This window comes from Novosphingobium piscinae, from assembly GCF_014230355.1.
GTDB classification, from domain to species: domain Bacteria; phylum Pseudomonadota; class Alphaproteobacteria; order Sphingomonadales; family Sphingomonadaceae; genus Novosphingobium; species Novosphingobium piscinae.
On sequence record NZ_JACLAX010000018.1, the window covers coordinates 16,195 to 34,685 of the forward strand.

Here is an 18,491-nt window from a genome sequence, read left to right on the forward strand (position 1 = left end):
CGGGTCAGCCGGCGGCGAGCGCCGCGCGCACCGCGGCGATCGCCTCGGCCGCCTTGCTGCCGTCCGGACCGCCGCCCTGGGCCATGTCGGGCCGGCCGCCGCCGCCCTTGCCGCCCAGCGCCTCGACCCCGGCACGCACCAGGTCGACCGCGCTGACCGTGCCGGTCAGATCCTCCGTGACTCCGGCCGCGATGCTGGCCTTGCCCTCGTTCACCGCGACGATCGCGGCGACACCGGAGCCGAGCCGCTGCTTGGCCTGATCGAGCAGCCCGCGCAGGTCCTTCGGATCGAGCCCCTCGAGCACCTGTCCGCTGAACCTGACCCCGCCAACCTCCTCGTCCGCAGCCGGAGCGGCCCCGCCGCCCCCACCCAGCGCCAGCGCCTTCTTGGCCTCGGCCAGCTCCTTCTCCAGCCGGCGCCGCTCGTCGAGCAAGGCCGCGACCCGGGCCTCGACCTCGTCGGGGGTGGTGCGCAGCAGGCTGGCGGCGTTCTTCAGCGCATCCTCGCGGCCAACCAGCCAGCGCCGCGCGCCTTCGCCGGTCAGCGCCTCGATGCGGCGCACGCCGGATGAGACCGCGCCTTCGGCGACAATGCGGAACAGCCCGATGTCGCCGGTGGCGCGCACGTGGGTGCCGCCGCACAGCTCGACCGAATAGTTGCGGCCGGCGTTCAGGCGGCCCATCGAGAGCACGCGCACCTCGTCGCCATACTTCTCGCCGAACAGCGCCATGGCCCCCGCCGCGATCGCATCGTCAGGCGTCATCAGGCGGGTGCTGACCGTCTCGTTGGAGCGGATCTCGGCATTCACCTCCGCCTCGATCGCGGCGATGTCCTCGACCGAAAGTGCGGTGGGATGCGAAAAGTCAAAGCGCAGGCGATCGGCCGCGACCAGCGAGCCCTTCTGGGTGACATGGCTGCCCAGCCGGTTGCGCAGCGCGGCATGCAGCAGGTGCGTGGCCGAATGGTTGGCGCGGATCGCGTCGCGGCGGGCGACGTCGATGTCGAGCTTGATCACGTCGCCGACCTTGATCGTCCCGGCCGCCACGGTGGCGACATGGGCGTGCAGCCGGCCGAGCGGCTTGGCCGTATCGTGGACCGTCAGGCTGAGGCCGTCCGCGCCAGTGATCGTCCCGGCATCGCCGGTCTGCCCGCCGCTTTCGCCGTAGAACGGGGTCTGGTTGACGATCACGGTGACCGCCTCGCCGGCTGCGGCGCTGGGCACCTCGGCGCCGTCGCGGACCAGCGCGACGACCTGGGCCTCGCCGGTGGTGGCGGTGTAGCCAGTGAACTCGGTCGCGCCGACGCGCTCGGCGATGTCGAACCACACCTCGCCCGCGGCCGCCTCGCCCGAGCCCTTCCAGGCGGCGCGCGCGGCGGCCTTCTGGCGCGCCATCGCGGCGTCGAAACCGGCACGGTCAACCGCGATGCCGCGGGCGCGCAGCGCGTCCTCGGTCAGGTCATAGGGGAAGCCGTAGGTATCGTAGAGCTTGAAGGCGGTCTCGCCCGGCAGCTCGCCGCCATCGGCCATGTCCAGCGTGGCCTCGTCGAGCAGCTTGAGCCCGTTCGACAGGGTGCGGCGGAACTGGATCTCCTCGCGCTGGAGGGTTTCCTCGATCAGCGCCTGGGCCCGGCCCAGCTCGGGATAGGCCTGGCCCATCTCGGCGACCAGCGCGGGCACCAGCCGGTGCATCAGCGGATCCTTGGCGCCCAGCAGGTGCGCGTGGCGCATCGCCCGACGCATGATCCGGCGCAGCACGTAGCCGCGGCCCTCGTTGCTGGGCAGCACGCCATCGGCCAGCAGGAAGCTGGTCGAGCGGAGGTGATCGGCGATCACGCGGTGGCTGGCGGTCTGCGCGCCGGCAGCCTTGACCCCGGTCAGGCTTTCCGAGGCGGCGATCAGGGCCTTGAAGGTGTCGGTATCGTAGTTGTCATGCTCGCCCTGCAGCACGGCGGCGATGCGCTCGAGCCCCATGCCGGTGTCAATGCTGGGCTTGGGCAGCTCGCCGACGATCTCGCCACCGGCCTGCTCGTACTGCATGAACACGAGGTTCCAGATCTCGATGAAGCGATCGCCGTCCTCGTCCGGGCTGCCCGGAGGCCCCCCGGGAATCGCCTCGCCGTGATCGTAGAAGATCTCCGAGCACGGGCCGCAGGGGCCATCATCGCCCATCGCCCAGAAGTTGTCCTTGGTCGGGATGCGGATGATCCGCTCCTCCGGCAGACCGGCGATCTTCTGCCACAGCGCGAAGGCCTCGTCGTCGGTGTGATAGACCGTGGCGAGCAGCTTGTCCTTGGGCAGGCCCCATTCCTGCGTCAGCAGGGTCCAGGCGTGGGTGATCGCCTGCTCCTTGAAATAGTCGCCGAACGAGAAGTTGCCGAGCATCTCGAAGAAGGTGTGATGCCGGGCGGTGTAGCCGACATTGTCGAGATCGTTGTGCTTGCCGCCGGCCCGCACGCACTTCTGCGACGAGGTGGCGCGCGGGGTGGCGCGCGTTTCGAGCCCGGTGAAGACGTTCTTGAACGGGACCATGCCCGCGTTCGTGAACATCAGCGTGGGATCGTTGTAGGGCACCAGCGGCGCGGACGGGACCACCTCGTGCCCCTGGGCACCGAAGTATGCAAGGAAGGACCGGCGGATGTCGTTGGTCGAGGTCATGGCTAGGCCGATAGGACAGAGCCTCGCGCCGGACAAGCGCGAAGGCATGGGACTTTGGTGGGTGGCCAGGGTGAAAGGGCTCCTCCGTCAGCCCTGCGCTTCACCCCAAACGCAAAGGCCGGCGCGAGGATCGCTCCCTCGCGCCGGCCCTGCGTTCCGGGCTCCGCGGACGGAGCCCCTTGGGGATCAGAGGTCGTCGTCCGCGTCCGGACCCGTCATCATCTCCCCGGCAAGACCTTCGGTGCGGCCGCGAATGGCGGCCTCCAGCCGGTCACAAACTTCGGGATTTTCACGCAGATAGGTCTTGGCGTTCTCCCGCCCCTGACCGATGCGAATGGAATCGTAGCTGAACCAGGCGCCCGACTTCTCGACGATGCCGGCCTTGACCCCGAGGTCGAGGATCTCGCCGATCTTCGAGATGCCCTCGCCGTACATGATGTCGAATTCGACCTGCTTGAAGGGCGGCGCCACCTTGTTCTTGACCACCTTCACCCGGGTCGAGTTGCCGACGATATCGTCGCGATCCTTGATCTGCCCGGTGCGGCGGATGTCGAGCCGGACCGAGGCATAGAACTTGAGCGCGTTGCCGCCAGTGGTGGTCTCGGGATTGCCGTACATCACGCCGATCTTCATGCGCAGCTGGTTGATGAAGATCACCATGCAGCGCGAACGGCTGATCGACCCGGTCAGCTTGCGCAGCGACTGGCTCATCAGGCGGGCCTGGAGGCCGACGTGGCTGTCGCCCATCTCGCCCTCGATCTCGGCCCGGGGAACCAGCGCGGCGACCGAATCGACCACCAGCACGTCGATCGCGTTCGAGCGGACCAGCGTGTCGGTGATCTCGAGCGCCTGCTCGCCGGTATCGGGCTGCGAAACGATCAGCTCATCGATGTTGACGCCCAGCTTCTTCGCATAGACCGGATCGAGCGCGTGTTCGGCGTCGATGAAGGCCGCGGTGCCGCCCATCTTCTGCGCCTCAGCGATGACGTGGAGCGCGAGGGTGGTCTTGCCCGAGCTTTCCGGCCCGTAAACCTCGATCACGCGGCCGCGCGGCAGGCCGCCGACGCCAAGCGCGATGTCGAGCCCGAGCGAGCCGGTGGAGATCGCCTCCACCTGCATGGTCTCCTTCGAGCCCAGCTTCATCGCGCTGCCCTTGCCGAACGCGCGATCGATCTGGGCGAGCGCTGCCTCGAGCGCCTTCTGCCGGTCCATAGAGTCCTTGTCCTTGCCTTCCTGGATGAGCTTCAACTGAGCAGCCATCACGAGCCTCCTTGCCTAGGTGGCGCTGACCGGGAAGGTCAACCGTGGCGCTGATGTATCGGCTTTGTTCTCATGGAACAAGGGGGGAACGAAAATTTTCCATCACGCCCGCCCGGCCCAGCGATTCCGCGGCGCACCCGGCCTGCCCGGCCCGCGCGGTTGACACGGTTGACAGGGTCCAGGGCAAAAAGTTCTCCCCGGTTTTCGGAGCGTGCCTCGCGGCCCGCCGAACCGGTCACCGCGGCGGGCAGCATGCCGGACCGGCGCCGGATAGGACAGTGGGACCGGACAGGGCGTTGCGGCGGGCCGCCGTTAACATTCATTTACGTGAAACTGAACGAAAGCTGCCGCCAGCCCTCGGCCGCCGTTCAGGTTCGCTGGCCTATCGATGAACTCACACGGCGAATCGCAGGCGGGGCAATCGGGCCCCGCACCGCTCCGCCGCAGGAGTCTGGAGCCATGGGTGTCGTCCGCAAGTCCATCCTCGCCACGGTTCTCGCCGCCACGGCGATCACCTCCGCCACCCCCGCGCTGGCGGATCCCTATCGCGGCTATGGCCGCCGCGGCGGCGGCGACACCGCCGGCGCGGCGATCGCCGGGGGCATCATCGGCCTGGCGCTGGGCGCGATCATCGCCTCGAGCGTCAATCGCAACAACAACCGCTTCGCCGACCGCGGCTGGACCTGGCGCGACGGCTACTACTGGGACCGCCAGGGCCACCGCTATGACCGGGACGGACGCCCCTGCGACGATGATGGCTACTACGACCGGCGCGGCTATTCCGACCGCGGCTGGGGTGACCGCTCGGGCAACCGGCGCGGCTGGGACCGCGGGTCGGACCGCCAGTGGGATCGCGACTGGGACGACAACGACGACCGGCGCGCGCGTTGGGGCAACTGAGCGGCCGGGGCGAACCCTGTCGGATCGGTGATATCGTTCGTCGCTGACGGGCATGGGGTTCAGCGACGGTTAACCCCCGGAATGGCGAGATCCCTCCATCCGGAACGAGGCTGGAGTTCCCGTATGAGTGCTCTGCGTACCCTGATCCTGGGCAGCGGCCTGGCCGCCGCCGTGCTGACCACGGCCACCCCCGCGCTGGCCGATCACCGCTTTGACCGCCGCGGCGGCGACACCACCGGCGCGGCGATCGCCGGCGGCATCGTCGGGCTGGCGGTCGGCGCGGCGATCGCCTCGTCGGCGCGGGACGACCGCTTCTACGGTGGCCCGCGTTTCCGCGGCTACTATGCCTACCACGACTATCCGCCGCGCTTTTACCGCGACTGGGCGCGCTATCGCTGGGAGCGCGAGCGGTGGGAGCGGCGGCGCTGGCAGTATCGCCGGTGGGATCGCGGCTATCCCCGCTATCGCCACTGGGACGGTCCGCGCGGCTGGTAGCCTGGCGCTCGCCCGCGGGCGGAGTCTCGCCAAGCGGCGGCGGGCGGTGTAGGGGCCGGCCATGACGGCTCCCACCGCCTCGCCCGCAACCGCCTCGCCCGCACCCGTCTCGCCCGGACCGCTGGCCGGCCTGCGCATCGCGCTGTTCAGCGGCAACTACAACTATGTCCGCGATGGTGCCAACCAGGCGCTCAACCGGCTGGTCGGCTATCTGCTGCGGCAGGGCGCCGCCGTGCGGGTCTATGCCCCCACCGTCGCCGAGCCGGCCTTCGCGCCGACCGGCGACCTCGTCGGGGTGCCGTCCTTCGCGATCCCGGGCCGCGCCGAGTACCGCGTGCCGCTGGGCCTGTTCGGCCGGGTGAAGCGCGATCTGGCCGCCTTCGCGCCCACCGTGGTCCATGTCTCCTCGCCCGATCCGGCGGCGCACCGCGCGGTCAGCTGGGCGCGCTCGCGGCGCCTGCCGGTGCTGGCCTCGGTCCACACCCGGTTCGAGACCTATCCGCGCTACTACAACCTGGCCTTCATGGAGCCGCCGCTGGAGGCCCTGCTGCGGCGCTTCTACCGCCGCTGCGACGCGCTGGTCGCCCCGTCCGAATCGATGGCGCAAGTGCTGCGCGAGCAGCGCATGAACTATGATATCGACATCTGGTCGCGCGGGGTCGACCGCGAGATCTTCCATCCCGGCCGCCGCGACCTGGCCTGGCGCCGTGGGCTGGGTCTGGCCGACGACGAGGTGGTGATCGGCTTCTTCAGCCGGCTGGTGATGGAAAAGGGGCTCGACGTGTTCTCCGACGCGATCGACGAGCTGGCCCGCCGCGGGGTGAAGCACCGCGTGCTGGTGGTGGGCGATGGCCCGGCGCGCGACTGGTTTGCCGGGCGGCTGCCGGAGGCGGTGTTCACCGGCTTCCTCGGCGGCGCCGATCTGGCGCGCGCGGTGGCGAGCATGGACGTGCTGTTCTTCCCCTCGGTGACCGAGACCTTCGGCAATGTCACGCTCGAGGCGATGGCCTGCGGCCTGCCGGTGGTCGTGTCCGAAGCGACCGGCAGCGAGAGCCTGGTCGACGACCGACGCTCGGGCCGGCTGATCCGCCCGGGTGCGATCCGCCAGTTCGCCGATGCGCTGCAGGCCTATGTCGCGGACGGCGCGCTGCGCAGCGCGCACGGCGCGGCGGGCGAGGCGCGCAGCCGCGATTTCTCATGGGACCGGATCAACCAGACCGTGGCCGACACCTACCTGCGGCTGATCCGCCAGCGCGCTGCGCGCGGCTGAGCCGGTCCGCTCAGCGCAGCACCCCGACGGCGGACTGGCGGCGCGCGTAAAGCAGCTGGCCGACCAGCGCCACGGCAATGAAGGCCACCGTGCCCCACATCGCGGGGGTATCCATCTCGACCGGGCGCGGCATGACCAGTTCGGCCACCTGGCTCACCACGAAGGCGCCGAGCGAGACCGCGAAGGCGGTGAGCGCATGGCGCGAGCGCAGCAGCAGCAGGATCGAGCCGGCCAGCGAGCCCCAGACGCCAAGTGCCCAGAACACGGTGAGCCAGGCTGGAAAGGTGCGCATGTAATCGACCGATTCCTGGCCGAGACCCATCGTGGCAAGGTAGTTCACCGGATCGGTCTGGGTCATGACATAGTCGTAGCCGCCGAAGCCGTTCCAGACGAGCCCGAGCAGGCCCACGATCCAGAGGTGTACGGGGGTCGTCTCGCGCCGGATGGTCTGTTCCATCGCCGTCTCCCGATTGTGGCCGGGGCAGACTACGCCGGACGAGCCCGGCCCGCAATGGGGCCGGGCGCGGGACGCGGCGCGCTAGACGGCGGGAGCGTCGCGCCAGTCAAACGGCAGCGGCGCCTCGCGGAAGGCGAAGCGGTCGAGGTGGCGGGCCACCGCGCCCTTGAGCCCCTCGAGCTGGCCCGGCTCGCTGGCCGCGATGGTGCAGTCGAGCGCCTCGGCGCGGGCGGTGAAGGTCACCACCGCGTCATCGGCCCAGGCCGCGCCGCGCGCATCGCGCGGGAAGACCACCCGGCCCTGGCTCGCGTCGAACTCGACCGCGAGGTTGTGCGACCAGTGCTTGCACAGCTGCTGGACATAGCGCGAGGCATGGGCGGTGGGGATGGTGCAGGTGCTGGTCGTGCTGGTGCCGGCCGTGCCTGGGCTGGTGTGCGTGGTCATAGACGTTCGATCCTTCTGGCCGCCTCGTCAAGGATGTCGGCGATCTGGTGGGCGGTCTCCGCGGGGAGGCCGGTGGCGGCGCGCTGGCGCAGCGCCATCTTGAGATTGGTCATGGCGCGCATGACCGGGGGGCTGGCCTCACGGCCGCGCTGTTCGGCAAGCGCCTCGAGCCGGGCGACGATCGCCGCGGCCTCGTCGGCGCGTCCCGCCACCTCGGTGCGGCCGGCCGCGCTGAGCGCAAAGGCCTTGCGCGCCCCTTCTCCGCCGTTCTCGCCCGGCGCCTCGACGATCACCCCCTCGTCGAGCAGCAGGCTCAGCGTGGGATAGACCACCCCCGGGCTGGGGGCATAGTGGCCTCCGGTCAGTTCGCCGATCGCCTTGATCAGTTCGTAGCCGTGGCGCGGCGTGGCGGCGAGCAGGTGCAGCAGCAGCAGCCGCAGCTCGCCCTGGCCGAACATGCGGCCACGCCGCCCCCGGCCGAATGGGCCGCCGCCGCCGAACGGCCCTCGGCCGAAGCCGCCACCGTCGAACCCGGCCTCACCGGAAAAGTCCGCACCGAAGCGGCTGGCGCCCAACTGCCCCAGCGCGGCGCGGGCAGCGGGGCCGAAACGGCGACCCCGGCCGTGACCCATCGGGTCATGTCTGTCGAAACGCATGATACTCCTTTCGATTCGATGTCTCTAAGATATATCTTTTAACAGTCTTTGCAAGAGGCGGGTGCAAGACGGCGCCCGCGCCCCTATGTCGGAGGCGATGGCCGACCTGTTCCCCCCTGCCGTGCCGCCGCCCCGGGATGAGGCGAGCCGGGCCGTGGCCCCTCTGGCCGACCGTCTGCGCCCGCGCGCGCTCGCCGAGGTGATCGGGCAGGACCACCTGACCGGGCCCGACGGCGCGATCGGCCGGATGGTCGCGGCCGGGCGGCTGTCGTCGATGGTGCTGTGGGGGCCGCCGGGCACCGGCAAGACCTCGATCGCGCGGCTGCTCGCCGATGCCGTGGGCATGCGCTATGCCGCGATCAGCGCGGTGTTCTCGGGCGTGGCTGATCTGCGCAAGGCCTTTGCCGCGGCCGAGGCGGCCGCTGCGGCCGGGCAGCGCACCCTGCTGTTCGTGGACGAGATCCACCGGTTCAACCGCGCCCAGCAGGACGGTTTCCTGCCCTTCGTCGAGGCCGGCACGGTCACCCTCGTCGGCGCCACCACCGAAAACCCCAGCTTCGAGCTGAACGCCGCGCTGCTGTCGCGGGCGCAGGTGCTGATCCTCCACCGGCTCGATGCGGCCGCGCTGGAGCAGCTGCTGGCGCGGGCCGAGGCGCTGGAGGGTCGCGCGCTGCCGCTGGATGCGGCGGCCCGCGCCGCATTGGTCGCGGCAGCCGACGGCGACGGGCGCTTCCTGCTCAACCAGGCCGAGACGCTCTGGTCGGTGAACCTGTCCGAACCACTCGATCCCGCCGGGCTGGGCCGGTTCCTGCAGCGCCGGGTGGCGGTCTACGACAAGGACCGCGAGGGGCACTACAACCTGATCTCGGCGCTGCACAAGGCGCTGCGCGGCTCGGACCCGCAGGCCGCGCTCTACTATCTGGCGCGGATGCTGGTGGCCGGCGAGGAGCCGCTCTACCTGCTCCGCCGGCTGGTCCGCTTCGCCAGCGAGGACATCGGCCTGGCCGATCCGCAGGCGCTGGTGCAATGCCTGGCCGCCAAGGACGCCTACGATTTCCTGGGCTCGCCCGAGGGCGAGCTCGCCGTGGTCCAGGCCTGCCTCTACTGTGCCACTGCTCCCAAGTCGAACGCGGCCTACAAGGCCTGGAAGAGCGCGGCCCAAAGCGCGCGCGAGACCGGGTCGCTGATGCCCCCGGCAAACATCCTCAACGCCCCGACCAAGCTGATGAAGGAGATCGGCTACGGCGCCGGCTATGCCTACGACCACGATGCCGAGGACGGTTTCTCCGGCGCGGACTACTGGCCCGAGGGCATGGCCCCGCAGACCTACTACCAGCCGGTCGAGCGCGGCTTCGAGCGCGAGGTCCTGAAACGGCTCGAATGGTGGGAGCGGAAACGACGGGAACGCCGTGAGGGCTGAGCGCTTCGGCCACTTCGTCGCGATCGACTGGTCGGGTGCCGCCGGCGAGCGGCACCGCGGCATCGCGGTGGCGCTCGCCGCACCGGGCACGGCGGCGCCAGTGCTGGTCCGGCCCGGCCACCGCTGGTCGCGGCCCGAGGTGCTCGACTGGCTGCGACGCGACCTGCCAGCCGACAGCCTGGTCGGCTTCGATCTTGGCATCTCGCTGCCCTTCTCCGATCGCGGCGCCTTTTTCCCGGGCTGGCATGGCAGTCCGGCCGACGCACGCGCCCTGTGGGCCCTGATCGACCGGCTCTGCGCTGGCGAGCCGCACCTCGGGGTGACCGCCTTCGTCGACGATCCCGCGCTGGCCCCGTACTTCCGCCGCCACGGCGGGCGCGAGGGCGCCTTGTTCGGCGGCGGGCGCGGCCGCTTCCGGGTGACCGAGCGGGCACAGGACGCTATGGGCTGCCGGCCCTATTCCAACTTCAACCTGGTCGGTGCGGCGCAGGTCGGCAAGTCGAGCCTGTCGGGCATGCGGCTGCTGCACCGGCTGGAGGGACACCTGCCGGTCTGGCCGGTCGATCCGCTGCCGCCGCGCGGGTCGGTGGTGGTGGAGATCTACACCACGCTCGCCGCGCTGGCGGCCGGACGCCCGCCGGGCCGCTCGAAGATGCGCAGCCATGCCGAACTGGCCGCCGCGCTGGCGGCCCCGGCGATCGCCAGCGCGGCGGTGCCGGGAGCCGGCCCGATCGACGATCATGCCAGCGACGCGCTGCTCAGCGCGGCCTGGCTGCGCCGCGCCGCCGGCGACCGCGCGCTGTGGGCCCCCGCCGGGCTGGCCGAGGTGGCAACCACCGAAGGCTGGACCTTCGGCGCAAGGTGAGGCAAGGCGAAGCCCGGTGGCCGGCTTAGCACAGTGGTAGTGCAGCGGTTTTGTAAACCGAAGGTCGGGGGTTCGAATCCCTCAGCCGGCACCATGGCGCTTCAACTCCGCCGCGAACTGGCGTAAGGCGCCCGCGCTATGCGCCCCACCCCCGCCCCCAGGACCTACCGGGTCAAGAGCTTCGGCTGTCAGATGAATGTCTATGACGGCGAGCGGATGGCCGAACTGCTCGCCCAGCAGGGCATTACCGCCGCCCCCGAGGGGGAGGACGCCGACCTCGTCGTGCTCAACACCTGCCACATCCGCGAGAAGGCCGCCGAGAAGGTCTATTCGGACATCGGCCGGTTGCGCCGCGACGATGGCTCGAGCCCGCTGATCGCGGTTGCCGGCTGCGTGGCCCAGGCCGAAGGTGAGGAGATCATGGCCCGCGCCCCGGCGGTTTCGATGGTGGTCGGACCGCAGGCCTATCACCGCCTGCCCGGGATGATCGCCGAGGCCGTCGCCGGACGCCGCGCGGTGGATACCGACATGCCCGCCGAGACCAAGTTCGGCGCGCTGCCGGCCCGCCGCAAGGTGGGGCCGAGCGCCTTCCTGACGGTGCAGGAAGGCTGCGACAAGTTCTGCACCTACTGCGTCGTGCCCTATACCCGCGGCGCCGAGATCTCGCGGCCTTTCGCCGAGATCGTGGCCGAGGCTGAGCGGCTGGTCGAGGCTGGCGCGCGCGAGATCACGCTGATCGGCCAGAACGTCAACGCCTGGCATGGCGAGGACGGCAAGGGCCGCGCGATCGGGCTCGACGGGCTGGCCCGGGTGCTGGCGGACCTGCCCGACCTCGCCCGGATCCGCTATACCACCAGCCATCCCAACGACATGACCGACGGGCTGATCGCCGCCCATGGCGACAATCCCAAACTGATGCCGTTCCTGCACCTGCCGGTCCAGGCGGGCAATGACCGGGTGCTGCGCGCGATGAACCGCTCGCACACGGTCGAGAGCTATCTGCGCATCCTTGACCGGGTCCGCGCGGTGCGGCCCGACATCGCGCTATCGGGCGATTTCATCGTCGGCTTCCCGGGCGAGACCGAGGCCGAGTTCGCGGACACGCTGAAGCTGGTCGACGCGGTGGGCTATGCCCAGTGCTTCAGCTTCAAGTACAGCCCCCGCCCCGGGACCCCGGCGGCGACCATGGCCGACCAGATCCCGGCCGCAGTGATGGACGAGCGGCTGCAGCGCCTGCAGGCGGCGCTCAATCGCGACCAGCACGCCTTCAACCAGGCCTCGGTCGGCAAGCGCTGCACGGTGCTGGTTGAACGCAAGGGCAAGCTGCCGGGGCAATGGCTGGGCAAGTCGCCGTGGCTGCAGTCGGTCCATTTCGCGGGCGAGGCCGCGATCGGCGATCTGGTCGAGGTGGAACTGGTCCATGCCGGGCCGAACTCGCTCGGGGGTGCGCTGGTCGCGTCGCCCCGGCCTTGAGCCGCAAGCCCGGGACAGCGGCTCGTCGTTTTTCCACAAAGGTGCGGCGCGTGGCCGCTTGTGCCCCCGGGGGCGGCGCCTATCTTGAGCCACGGGAATCGCCCGCCGGCGAACCCGTGAAAGGAGCGCATGGCCCGCAAAACCGCTCGTGCCCATGAAGAGATGGCGCATCCGTGGTCGTCCGACACCCGCCGCGAAAGCCCGCGGCGCGCAAGGGCAGAGCTGGAATTCGATGAACCCATGGTGCTGGGGGCCCTGTTCGGGCAGTTCGATTCGAACCTGGTCCTGATCGAGAACCGGCTGGGCGTCTACATCGCCGCCCGGGGCAACCGCATCCAGATCGAGGGCAGCGAGGATTCGGTCGCCCGCGCGCGGGACGTGCTGAAGGGCATGCACCAGCGCCTGCTGAGCGGGCAGGAGATCGATCCCGGCGCGGTCGAGGCGCTGATCGCGATGTCGAACGAGCCCACGCTGGAAGGGATCATCTCGGGCGGCAACGAGGCCCCGCCGATCATGATCCGCACCCGGCGCAAGACGATCGTGCCACGCTCGGCCACGCAGATCGAATACATGCGGGCCCTGGCCAAGAGCGACGTGATCTTCGCGCTGGGCCCGGCCGGCACCGGCAAGACCTATGTCGCCGTGGCCCAGGCGGTCAGCCAGCTGATGAGCGGCTCGGTCCAGCGGCTGATCCTGTCGCGCCCGGCGGTCGAGGCGGGCGAGCGGCTGGGCTTCCTGCCCGGCGACATGAAGGAGAAGGTCGATCCCTATCTCCGCCCGCTGTATGATGCCCTGTATGACTGCATGCCGCCGGAGCAGGTCGAGCGGCGGCTGGCCAGCGGCGAGATCGAGGTGGCCCCGATCGCCTTCATGCGCGGGCGGACCCTGGCCGATGCCTTCGTGATCCTCGACGAGGCGCAGAACACCACCCCGGCGCAGATGAAGATGTTCCTCACCCGCTTCGGCCAGAACAGCCGGATGGTGATCTGCGGCGACCCCCGCCAGGTCGACATTCCCGGCGGCGACGCGATGAGCGGGCTGGCCGATGCGGTCAAGCGGCTGGAGGGCGTGGACGGGATCGCCACGATCCGCTTCGGCGCGGGCGACGTGGTGCGTCACCCGATCGTGGGCCGGATAGTGGAAGCCTATGAAGGCAAGGAGGGGTGATGCGCGGGGTGGACCTTGGCGCGTAGGCTTCGACAGGCTCAGCCTGAGCGGGGATACTGAAGACCAACCTGTGCCTGATCGCCCCATGGCACCCTCACCCGCTCAGCCTGAGCTTGTCGAAGGCCACGCACCCACCTAGGCCCCAGCCCATGCTTTCGCTCGACATCGATATCGAAGCCCCCTGGCCCGCCACCACCGACTGGGCCGACCTAGCCGAAGCCGCGGTCGAGGCGTTGCTCGATCTGGCGCCCGAACTGGGCAACCCGCGCCTGACCGCCTCGGTGCTGTTCACCAGCGATGCCGAGGTCCACGTGCTCAACCGCGAATGGCGCGGCAAGGACAAGCCGACCAACGTCCTGTCGTTCCCGATGCTGGCGCGGGACGACCTGCTGGGCCTGCCGCATGCCGGTGCGCCCGAACTGCTCGGCGACCTGGCCCTGGCCTGCGAAACCTGCGCGCGCGAGGCCGCGGACAAGGGCGTGGCCCTGGCCGACCACGCCGCGCACCTGATCGTCCACGGCCTGCTCCACCTGGCTGGACACGATCACGAGACCTCGCCGGCCGCGGCCGCGGCGATGGAGGCGCTCGAGATAAAGGCGCTTGCGAAACTGGGCATCGCGGACCCATATGCGGACGACGGCACGTGAGGCCGGGGGCAGACCGCAAGGGCAGGAGCTGAGCAGACCATGGCCGAACCGGGCCGCAACGGCGAATCCGGCAACGGAGACGGAGACAGTAGCAGACGCAGCCTGTGGAAGAGCGTCCGCCGCCTGTTCGGGGCCGATTCCGACCAAAGCCTGCGCGCCCAGCTCGAGGAAGCGATCGACGAGCGCGAGGAGGACGGCGCGCATGGCCCGGCCGGCGATCTCTCGCCGCTCGAGCGGCAGATGGTCCGCAACCTGCTGCACTTCAGCGAACACGACGCTGACGACGTGGCGATCCCGCGCGGCGAGATCATCGCCGTGCCGGCTTCGGCGAGCTGGGAAGAGCTGATCGCGATGTTCGCCCAGCACGGCCACAGCCGCATGCCGGTCTACGGGGATTCGCTCGACGAGATCCGCGGCATGATGCACCTCAAGGACGTGTTCCCGTTCCTGGCGACCGGCAAGGCGCCGCCCAAGGACTGGACCGTGCTGATGCGCCAGCCCCTGTTCGTGCCCCAGGCGCGCGGCGCGCTGGACGTGCTGGCCGACATGCGCGCGAGCCGGGTGCATCTGGCCGTGGTGATCGACGAGTATTCCGGCACCGACGGGATCATCACCATCGAGGACCTGGTCGAGGAGATCGTCGGCGAGATCGAGGACGAGCACGACGATGCCCCGACCGACCTGATCGTCTGCCAGAGCGATGGATCATGGGACGCCGATGCCCGGGTCGAGCTCGACGAAGTCGGGAGCAAGGTCGATCCGCGGCTGGCCGAAGTTGAAGAAGACGTCGACACTCTGGGTGGACTGGCTTTTCTGCTGGCCGGGCAAGTTCCGGCGGTCGGCGCCATGTTGAATCACGACAGTGGGTGGAAACTTGAAGTTACTGCGGGTAACGAAAGGCATGTAACCCGACTGCGCCTTCACCCGCCGGTCGAGTCTGATTCGCCGTAACCCTGCCGTTTCGAGTAGCCACCACCCGTCATGCGCCGTCTGCCGCCCCTTCGCGCGCTCGAAGCGTTTGTCCGCGTGGTCCGGCTGGGTTCGGCCAAGGCCGCCGCGAACGAGCTTGGCCTCAGCCCCTCGGCGCTGTCGCGACGGGTCCAGGCGCTGGAGGATTTCACCGGCAAGAAGTTGTTCGTGCGCCAGCATCAGGCGATGCGGCTGACCGATGACGGCCAGGCCTTCTACGACGCGGTCAGCCCCAAGCTGGAGGAACTGGCCGAGGCGGTGGAGGGTCAGGTCGACAATGGGCTGGTGCTGCGCCTGCACCTGGGCGTCCCCTCGCTGTTCGGCGGCCAACGGCTCTTCCCGCGCCTGCCGGAGCTGCGCAACCTCCATCCCCGGCTGCACATCGACATCGACACCAGCCCCCATCAGGAAACTCGGGTCGGCGATTCGCTGGATGCGGCGATCATCATTTCCGCCGGTCCCGAACCGTCGCTCTATTCGGTCCGGCTCGATCACAACCGCGTCTATGCGATCACCTCCAAGACGGTCGCGGCCGAACTGGGTCCGGTGCCCGACCGGGCCAAGCTCAGCCGGCAGACCTTTCTGATCCATCACGATCTGCCCGACAGTTTCGTGGCATGGAAGGCGGCGACCGGTCTGGGGGACTTCACGCCGGTGGCGATCGACCACTACGATTCGGGCCAGCTGCTGCTGGAAGCCGCCGCCAATGGCCTCGGCATCGCGATCATGCATGACGACCATTTCAAGCGCTCGGGCGATGACCGGCTGGCGCGGCTCTACGACTTCGAGGTCGAGAGCCCCTACTCCTACTGGTTCGTCTGCCGCCCGCGCGCGCTCGACAGCCGGCCGGTGCGGCTGTTCCACGACTGGATGGTGAAGGCCGGCGTCTAGGCTCCGTTTCCGTTCAACGGAACCGGCGACGGCACCAGCCCCCTCCGCGCAGCCGCGCGGCCCGAACTATGCAACTCTGCGTAGGCAGTCCTTCGCGAAGCCTTGGGCGCGGTGCGGCCACACCGGCCGCATGACCGTCGTCGACAAATCCCTGTTCACCCCCACCCCGGTGTTCCGCGCCAGACGCAAGCGCGTGGTCGTGCGGGTCCAGGTCGAGGGCTCGGCCGGTCAGACCCAGGACGCCATGGTGCGCGACATCTCGGCTGCCGGGATGAGCGCGGTTGCCCGGCTCGCCCCGCTGGTTGCCGACGATGTGGTCAGCGTCGCCCTGCCCGACGGCTCCACGCTGTGGGGCATCGTCCGCTGGACCGAGGGCAAGGCCTTCGGGGTTGAGTTCGACAAGGGCTCGCACACAGCCCCGGTCAACGGGCTGCTCGCCGGCTGAGCGCCCACGAAAAAGGGGCGGACAGCGCCGCCCCTTTCCCGTTGCGTCAATATCGGCCGATCAGCCTTCGCTGACGGCGGCCTTGACGATCTTGCCCGGCTCGCGCGGCGGCTCGCCCTTGGGCAGGGCGTCGACATGCTCCATGCCTTCGACCACCTGGCCCCAGACGGTGTACTGGCGATCAAGGAAGGTCGCATCGTCGAAGCAGATGAAGAACTGGCTGTTGGCCGAGTGCGGGGCGCTGGTGCGGGCCATCGAGCAGACGCCGCGAACGTGCGGCTCGGCGTTGAACTCGGCCTGCAGGTCGGGCTTCGACGAGCCGCCCATGCCGGTGCCGTTGGGGCAGCCGCCCTGGGCCATGAAGCCGGGGATCACGCGGTGGAACTTGACGCCGTCATAGAAGCCCTCGCCGGCGAGCTCCTTGATCCGGGCGACATGGCCGGGGGCCAGGTCGGGGCGCAGCTTGATCTTGACGTCGCCACCGCCGCCATTGCCGGTATCGAGCGTAAGGGTCAGAAATTCATCGGCCATCGGGCTCACTCCACTTGTGATGGCGCGGATATAGCCGCGTCGGGCATAAAGTCACGCCTGCCCGCAACGGCCGGTTGCAATTGCGAGACGGGGCAATAGACCCGACCGCGATGGCCACCGACGATCCCGCCCTGTCCCTCCTCGCCGAGGCCCCGCAAGGGGGGGATGAGCCACGCCGCGACGGCGATCGGCTGGACGACGAGAACCGCCTGAAATCCGACTTCGTCCGCCGCGTCCGCGACGCGCTGGACGAGGGCGAGCGCGACCAGGTCTACGATCTGGTCGAGCCGCTCCACCCGGCCGACATCGCCGACCTGTTCGAGCTGCTCGATGCCGACGAACGCCCGCGGCTGGCGAGCGCGATCACCGACCTGATGAGCGCGGACGTGATCGCCGAGCTCAACGATCACGTCCGCGAGCAGCTGGTCGAGGACCTGCCGGCCGAGGATATCGCCGAGATCGCCGAGCAGCTCGAGACCGACGACGCGGTCGCCATGCTCGAGGATCTCGACGAGGCGGACCAGCAGGCGGTCCTCGCCGAGCTTGACCCCGAGGACCGCGCGGCGATCGAGAGCGCGCTGGCCTATCCGGAAGAATCGGCCGGCCGCCTGATGAGCCGCGATTTCATCGCGGTGCCCGAGCACATGACGGTCGGCCAGCTGATCGACTACCTGCGCGAGGACATGCGGCTCGCCACCGAGTTCTGGGAAGTGTTCATCGTCGACCAGCGGCACCACCCGGTCGGCTCCTGCGCGCTCTCGTGGATCCTGCGCGCGCCGCGCCCGGTCGCCCTCGCCGATGTGATGAAGCGCGACCAGACCCTGATCCCGGTGACGATGGACCAGGAAGAGGTTGCGCTGCGCTTCCAGAAGTACGCGCTGATCTCGGCCGCGGTGGTTGACGAGGCCGGGCGGCTGGTCGGCCAGATCACGGTCGACGACGTGGTCCACATCATCCAGGAAGAAGCCGGCGAGGACGCGCTGCTGCTGTCCGGCGCCGGCGATGGCGACATCAACGAGCCGATCCACCTGACCATCCGCACCCGCCTGACCTGGCTGGTGGTGAACCTCGGCACCGCGATCATCGCCTCCAGCGTGGTCGGGCTGTTCCAGGGGGCGATCGCCAGGTTCGCCCTGCTGGCCGTGCTGATGCCGATCGTCTCGGGCATGGGCGGCAACGCCGGCACACAGACGCTGGCCGTGGTGGTCCGCGCGCTGGCGACCAACCAGCTGACCGAGAGCAACACGCTGCGGATGATCTGGCGCGAGTTTCGCATCGCCTTGGCCAACGGCCTGTCGCTGGGCCTGCTGATCGGACTGGCCGTGGCCACGATCTTCGGCAACCCGCTGCTGGGGGCGGTGATCGGCAGCGCCATGGTGATCAACAATCTGATGGCGGGATGCGCCGGGATCGCCGTGCCGGTGGTGCTGGACCGGCTCAAGATCGATCCGGCGGTGTCCTCGGCGGTGTTCGTGACCATGGCCACCGACGTGATGGGCTTCTTCAGCTTCCTCGGGCTGGCCGTGCTGGCAGGACTGGCCTGACATGCCCCTGCACATGACCAAGGTGGCCTATGGCGCCCAGTCCCTGGCCGAGGTGCACGGTTGGTTCGCCGAGCGCGGCGAAGTGGCCCGGCTGACCACCCGCTACCTGCCCAAGCGCCATGCCGAGATGATCGGCGGATCGGTGTTCTGGATCCTCAAGCACCAGCTGGTCGCGCGCTCCGAGATCCTCGGCTTCGAGGAGGCCCCGGGGGGCAAGACCAACATCGTCATCGCCGCGCGGCTGATCGACGTGCGCCCACGGCCGCGCCGGGCCCACCAGGGCTGGCGCTATCTGGAAGACGCCGAGGCACCGGCTGACCTCGCCGCAGGCGAAGCGGCCGACACCCTGCCCTCGCATCTGGCTGGCGAGCTGGCCCGGCTCGGCCTGGTCTGACCGCAGG

General features: G+C 69.7%; 19 protein-coding genes and 1 tRNA gene. 14 read left to right on the forward strand and 6 right to left on the reverse strand.

Annotation, left to right across the window (positions count from 1 at the left end):
• Positions 1-4: 4 nt before the first annotated feature.
• Positions 5-2,656, reverse strand: a complete 2,652-nt coding sequence (gene alaS, locus H7F53_RS14455) for an alanine--tRNA ligase (protein ID WP_185680215.1) — start codon at positions 2,654-2,656, stop codon at positions 5-7.
• Between the two features lie 186 nt (positions 2,657-2,842).
• Positions 2,843-3,916 (reverse strand): recombinase RecA, encoded by a 1,074-nt coding sequence (recA, locus tag H7F53_RS14460; protein ID WP_185680216.1) that lies wholly within the window; start codon positions 3,914-3,916, stop codon positions 2,843-2,845.
• Between the two features lie 459 nt (positions 3,917-4,375).
• Between recA and H7F53_RS14465 the strand changes: the two genes are divergently transcribed.
• From H7F53_RS14465 to H7F53_RS14475, 3 genes are all read left to right on the forward strand, one after another.
• On the forward strand, positions 4,376-4,816 hold the full coding sequence (locus H7F53_RS14465) for a hypothetical protein (RefSeq protein ID WP_185680217.1): 441 nt from the start codon (positions 4,376-4,378) through the stop codon (positions 4,814-4,816).
• Positions 4,817-4,939: 123 nt separating this feature from the next.
• On the forward strand, positions 4,940-5,311 hold the full coding sequence (locus tag H7F53_RS14470) for a hypothetical protein (protein ID WP_185680218.1): 372 nt from the start codon (positions 4,940-4,942) through the stop codon (positions 5,309-5,311).
• Between the two features lie 61 nt (positions 5,312-5,372).
• A complete protein-coding gene (locus H7F53_RS14475) occupies positions 5,373-6,581 on the forward strand; it encodes a glycosyltransferase family 4 protein (protein WP_185680219.1) in 1,209 nt (402 codons plus the stop codon).
• A 10-nt stretch (positions 6,582-6,591) separates the two neighbouring features.
• On the opposite strand, the gene H7F53_RS14480 is transcribed toward H7F53_RS14475, so the two are convergent.
• The 3 genes from H7F53_RS14480 to H7F53_RS14490 form a co-directional block, all read right to left on the reverse strand.
• Entirely contained in the window at positions 6,592-7,038 is a 447-nt protein-coding gene (locus tag H7F53_RS14480; RefSeq protein ID WP_185680220.1) for a hypothetical protein, read from the reverse strand.
• An 81-nt stretch (positions 7,039-7,119) separates the two neighbouring features.
• Positions 7,120-7,482, reverse strand: a complete 363-nt coding sequence (locus H7F53_RS14485; RefSeq protein ID WP_185680221.1) for a DUF2218 domain-containing protein — start codon at positions 7,480-7,482, stop codon at positions 7,120-7,122.
• A complete protein-coding gene (locus H7F53_RS14490; RefSeq protein ID WP_246438924.1) occupies positions 7,479-8,138 on the reverse strand; it encodes a PadR family transcriptional regulator in 660 nt (219 codons plus the stop codon). Before H7F53_RS14490 ends, H7F53_RS14485 begins: the two co-directional genes overlap by 4 nt.
• Positions 8,139-8,235: 97 nt before the next feature.
• Between H7F53_RS14490 and H7F53_RS14495 the strand changes: the two genes are divergently transcribed.
• From H7F53_RS14495 to H7F53_RS14535, 9 genes are all read left to right on the forward strand, one after another.
• Positions 8,236-9,558 carry a replication-associated recombination protein A gene (locus H7F53_RS14495; protein ID WP_185680258.1) on the forward strand — a complete coding sequence of 441 codons (1,323 nt, stop codon included), beginning with the start codon at positions 8,236-8,238 and terminating at the stop codon, positions 9,556-9,558.
• On the forward strand, positions 9,548-10,423 hold the full coding sequence (locus H7F53_RS14500; RefSeq protein WP_185680222.1) for a hypothetical protein: 876 nt from the start codon (positions 9,548-9,550) through the stop codon (positions 10,421-10,423). The genes H7F53_RS14495 and H7F53_RS14500 overlap by 11 nt, the downstream gene beginning before the upstream one ends.
• Before the next feature lie 19 nt (positions 10,424-10,442).
• A tRNA-Thr gene (locus H7F53_RS14505) sits at positions 10,443-10,517 on the forward strand.
• Positions 10,518-10,561: 44 nt separating this feature from the next.
• Positions 10,562-11,896: a tRNA (N6-isopentenyl adenosine(37)-C2)-methylthiotransferase MiaB gene (gene miaB, locus H7F53_RS14510; RefSeq protein ID WP_185680223.1), complete on the forward strand. Its 1,335-nt coding sequence runs from the start codon at positions 10,562-10,564 to the stop codon at positions 11,894-11,896.
• Between the two features lie 129 nt (positions 11,897-12,025).
• Positions 12,026-13,063, forward strand: a complete 1,038-nt coding sequence (locus H7F53_RS14515) for a PhoH family protein (protein WP_185680224.1) — start codon at positions 12,026-12,028, stop codon at positions 13,061-13,063.
• Between the two features lie 149 nt (positions 13,064-13,212).
• Positions 13,213-13,710: an rRNA maturation RNase YbeY gene (gene ybeY / locus H7F53_RS14520; RefSeq protein WP_185680225.1), complete on the forward strand. Its 498-nt coding sequence runs from the start codon at positions 13,213-13,215 to the stop codon at positions 13,708-13,710.
• Positions 13,711-13,749: 39 nt separating this feature from the next.
• Positions 13,750-14,661 (forward strand): hemolysin family protein, encoded by a 912-nt coding sequence (locus H7F53_RS14525; RefSeq protein WP_185680226.1) that lies wholly within the window; start codon positions 13,750-13,752, stop codon positions 14,659-14,661.
• Positions 14,662-14,691: 30 nt separating this feature from the next.
• Positions 14,692-15,570, forward strand: coding sequence for a LysR substrate-binding domain-containing protein (locus H7F53_RS14530; protein WP_185680227.1), 879 nt, complete (start codon positions 14,692-14,694; stop codon positions 15,568-15,570).
• A gap of 130 nt (positions 15,571-15,700) precedes the next feature.
• Positions 15,701-16,015 (forward strand): PilZ domain-containing protein, encoded by a 315-nt coding sequence (locus H7F53_RS14535; protein ID WP_185680228.1) that lies wholly within the window; start codon positions 15,701-15,703, stop codon positions 16,013-16,015.
• 60 nt (positions 16,016-16,075) lie between these two features.
• Here the strand turns inward: H7F53_RS14535 and H7F53_RS14540 are convergent, their stop codons facing one another.
• On the reverse strand, positions 16,076-16,546 hold the full coding sequence (locus tag H7F53_RS14540) for a peptidylprolyl isomerase (RefSeq protein ID WP_185680229.1): 471 nt from the start codon (positions 16,544-16,546) through the stop codon (positions 16,076-16,078).
• A gap of 110 nt (positions 16,547-16,656) precedes the next feature.
• On the opposite strand from H7F53_RS14540, the gene mgtE reads away from it, so the two are divergent.
• Together mgtE and H7F53_RS14550 are read left to right on the forward strand one after the other, a co-directional pair.
• Positions 16,657-18,090: a magnesium transporter gene (gene mgtE, locus H7F53_RS14545; protein ID WP_185680230.1), complete on the forward strand. Its 1,434-nt coding sequence runs from the start codon at positions 16,657-16,659 to the stop codon at positions 18,088-18,090.
• 1 nt (position 18,091) lies between these two features.
• Positions 18,092-18,484: a DUF1489 family protein gene (locus H7F53_RS14550; protein ID WP_185680231.1), complete on the forward strand. Its 393-nt coding sequence runs from the start codon at positions 18,092-18,094 to the stop codon at positions 18,482-18,484.
• The last annotated feature ends 7 nt before the right edge of the window (positions 18,485-18,491 follow it).

Bases quoted from the DNA above. Each gene is read 5' to 3' on its own strand.
- alaS (WP_185680215.1), bottom strand. From the start codon at position 2,656: ATGACCTCGACCAACGACATCCGCCGGTCCTTCCTTGCATACTTCGGT.
- recA (WP_185680216.1), bottom strand. From the start codon at position 3,916: ATGGCTGCTCAGTTGAAGCTCATCCAGGAAGGCAAGGACAAGGACTCT.
- H7F53_RS14465 (WP_185680217.1), top strand. From the start codon at position 4,376: ATGGGTGTCGTCCGCAAGTCCATCCTCGCCACGGTTCTCGCCGCCACG.
- H7F53_RS14470 (WP_185680218.1), top strand. From the start codon at position 4,940: ATGAGTGCTCTGCGTACCCTGATCCTGGGCAGCGGCCTGGCCGCCGCC.
- H7F53_RS14475 (WP_185680219.1), top strand. From the start codon at position 5,373: ATGACGGCTCCCACCGCCTCGCCCGCAACCGCCTCGCCCGCACCCGTC.
- H7F53_RS14480 (WP_185680220.1), bottom strand. From the start codon at position 7,038: ATGGAACAGACCATCCGGCGCGAGACGACCCCCGTACACCTCTGGATC.
- H7F53_RS14485 (WP_185680221.1), bottom strand. From the start codon at position 7,482: ATGACCACGCACACCAGCCCAGGCACGGCCGGCACCAGCACGACCAGC.
- H7F53_RS14490 (WP_246438924.1), bottom strand. From the start codon at position 8,138: ATGCGTTTCGACAGACATGACCCGATGGGTCACGGCCGGGGTCGCCGT.
- H7F53_RS14495 (WP_185680258.1), top strand. From the start codon at position 8,236: ATGGCCGACCTGTTCCCCCCTGCCGTGCCGCCGCCCCGGGATGAGGCG.
- miaB (WP_185680223.1), top strand. From the start codon at position 10,562: ATGCGCCCCACCCCCGCCCCCAGGACCTACCGGGTCAAGAGCTTCGGC.
- H7F53_RS14515 (WP_185680224.1), top strand. From the start codon at position 12,026: ATGGCCCGCAAAACCGCTCGTGCCCATGAAGAGATGGCGCATCCGTGG.
- ybeY (WP_185680225.1), top strand. From the start codon at position 13,213: ATGCTTTCGCTCGACATCGATATCGAAGCCCCCTGGCCCGCCACCACC.
- H7F53_RS14525 (WP_185680226.1), top strand. From the start codon at position 13,750: ATGGCCGAACCGGGCCGCAACGGCGAATCCGGCAACGGAGACGGAGAC.
- H7F53_RS14530 (WP_185680227.1), top strand. From the start codon at position 14,692: ATGCGCCGTCTGCCGCCCCTTCGCGCGCTCGAAGCGTTTGTCCGCGTG.
- H7F53_RS14535 (WP_185680228.1), top strand. From the start codon at position 15,701: ATGACCGTCGTCGACAAATCCCTGTTCACCCCCACCCCGGTGTTCCGC.
- H7F53_RS14540 (WP_185680229.1), bottom strand. From the start codon at position 16,546: ATGGCCGATGAATTTCTGACCCTTACGCTCGATACCGGCAATGGCGGC.
- mgtE (WP_185680230.1), top strand. From the start codon at position 16,657: ATGGCCACCGACGATCCCGCCCTGTCCCTCCTCGCCGAGGCCCCGCAA.
- H7F53_RS14550 (WP_185680231.1), top strand. From the start codon at position 18,092: ATGCCCCTGCACATGACCAAGGTGGCCTATGGCGCCCAGTCCCTGGCC.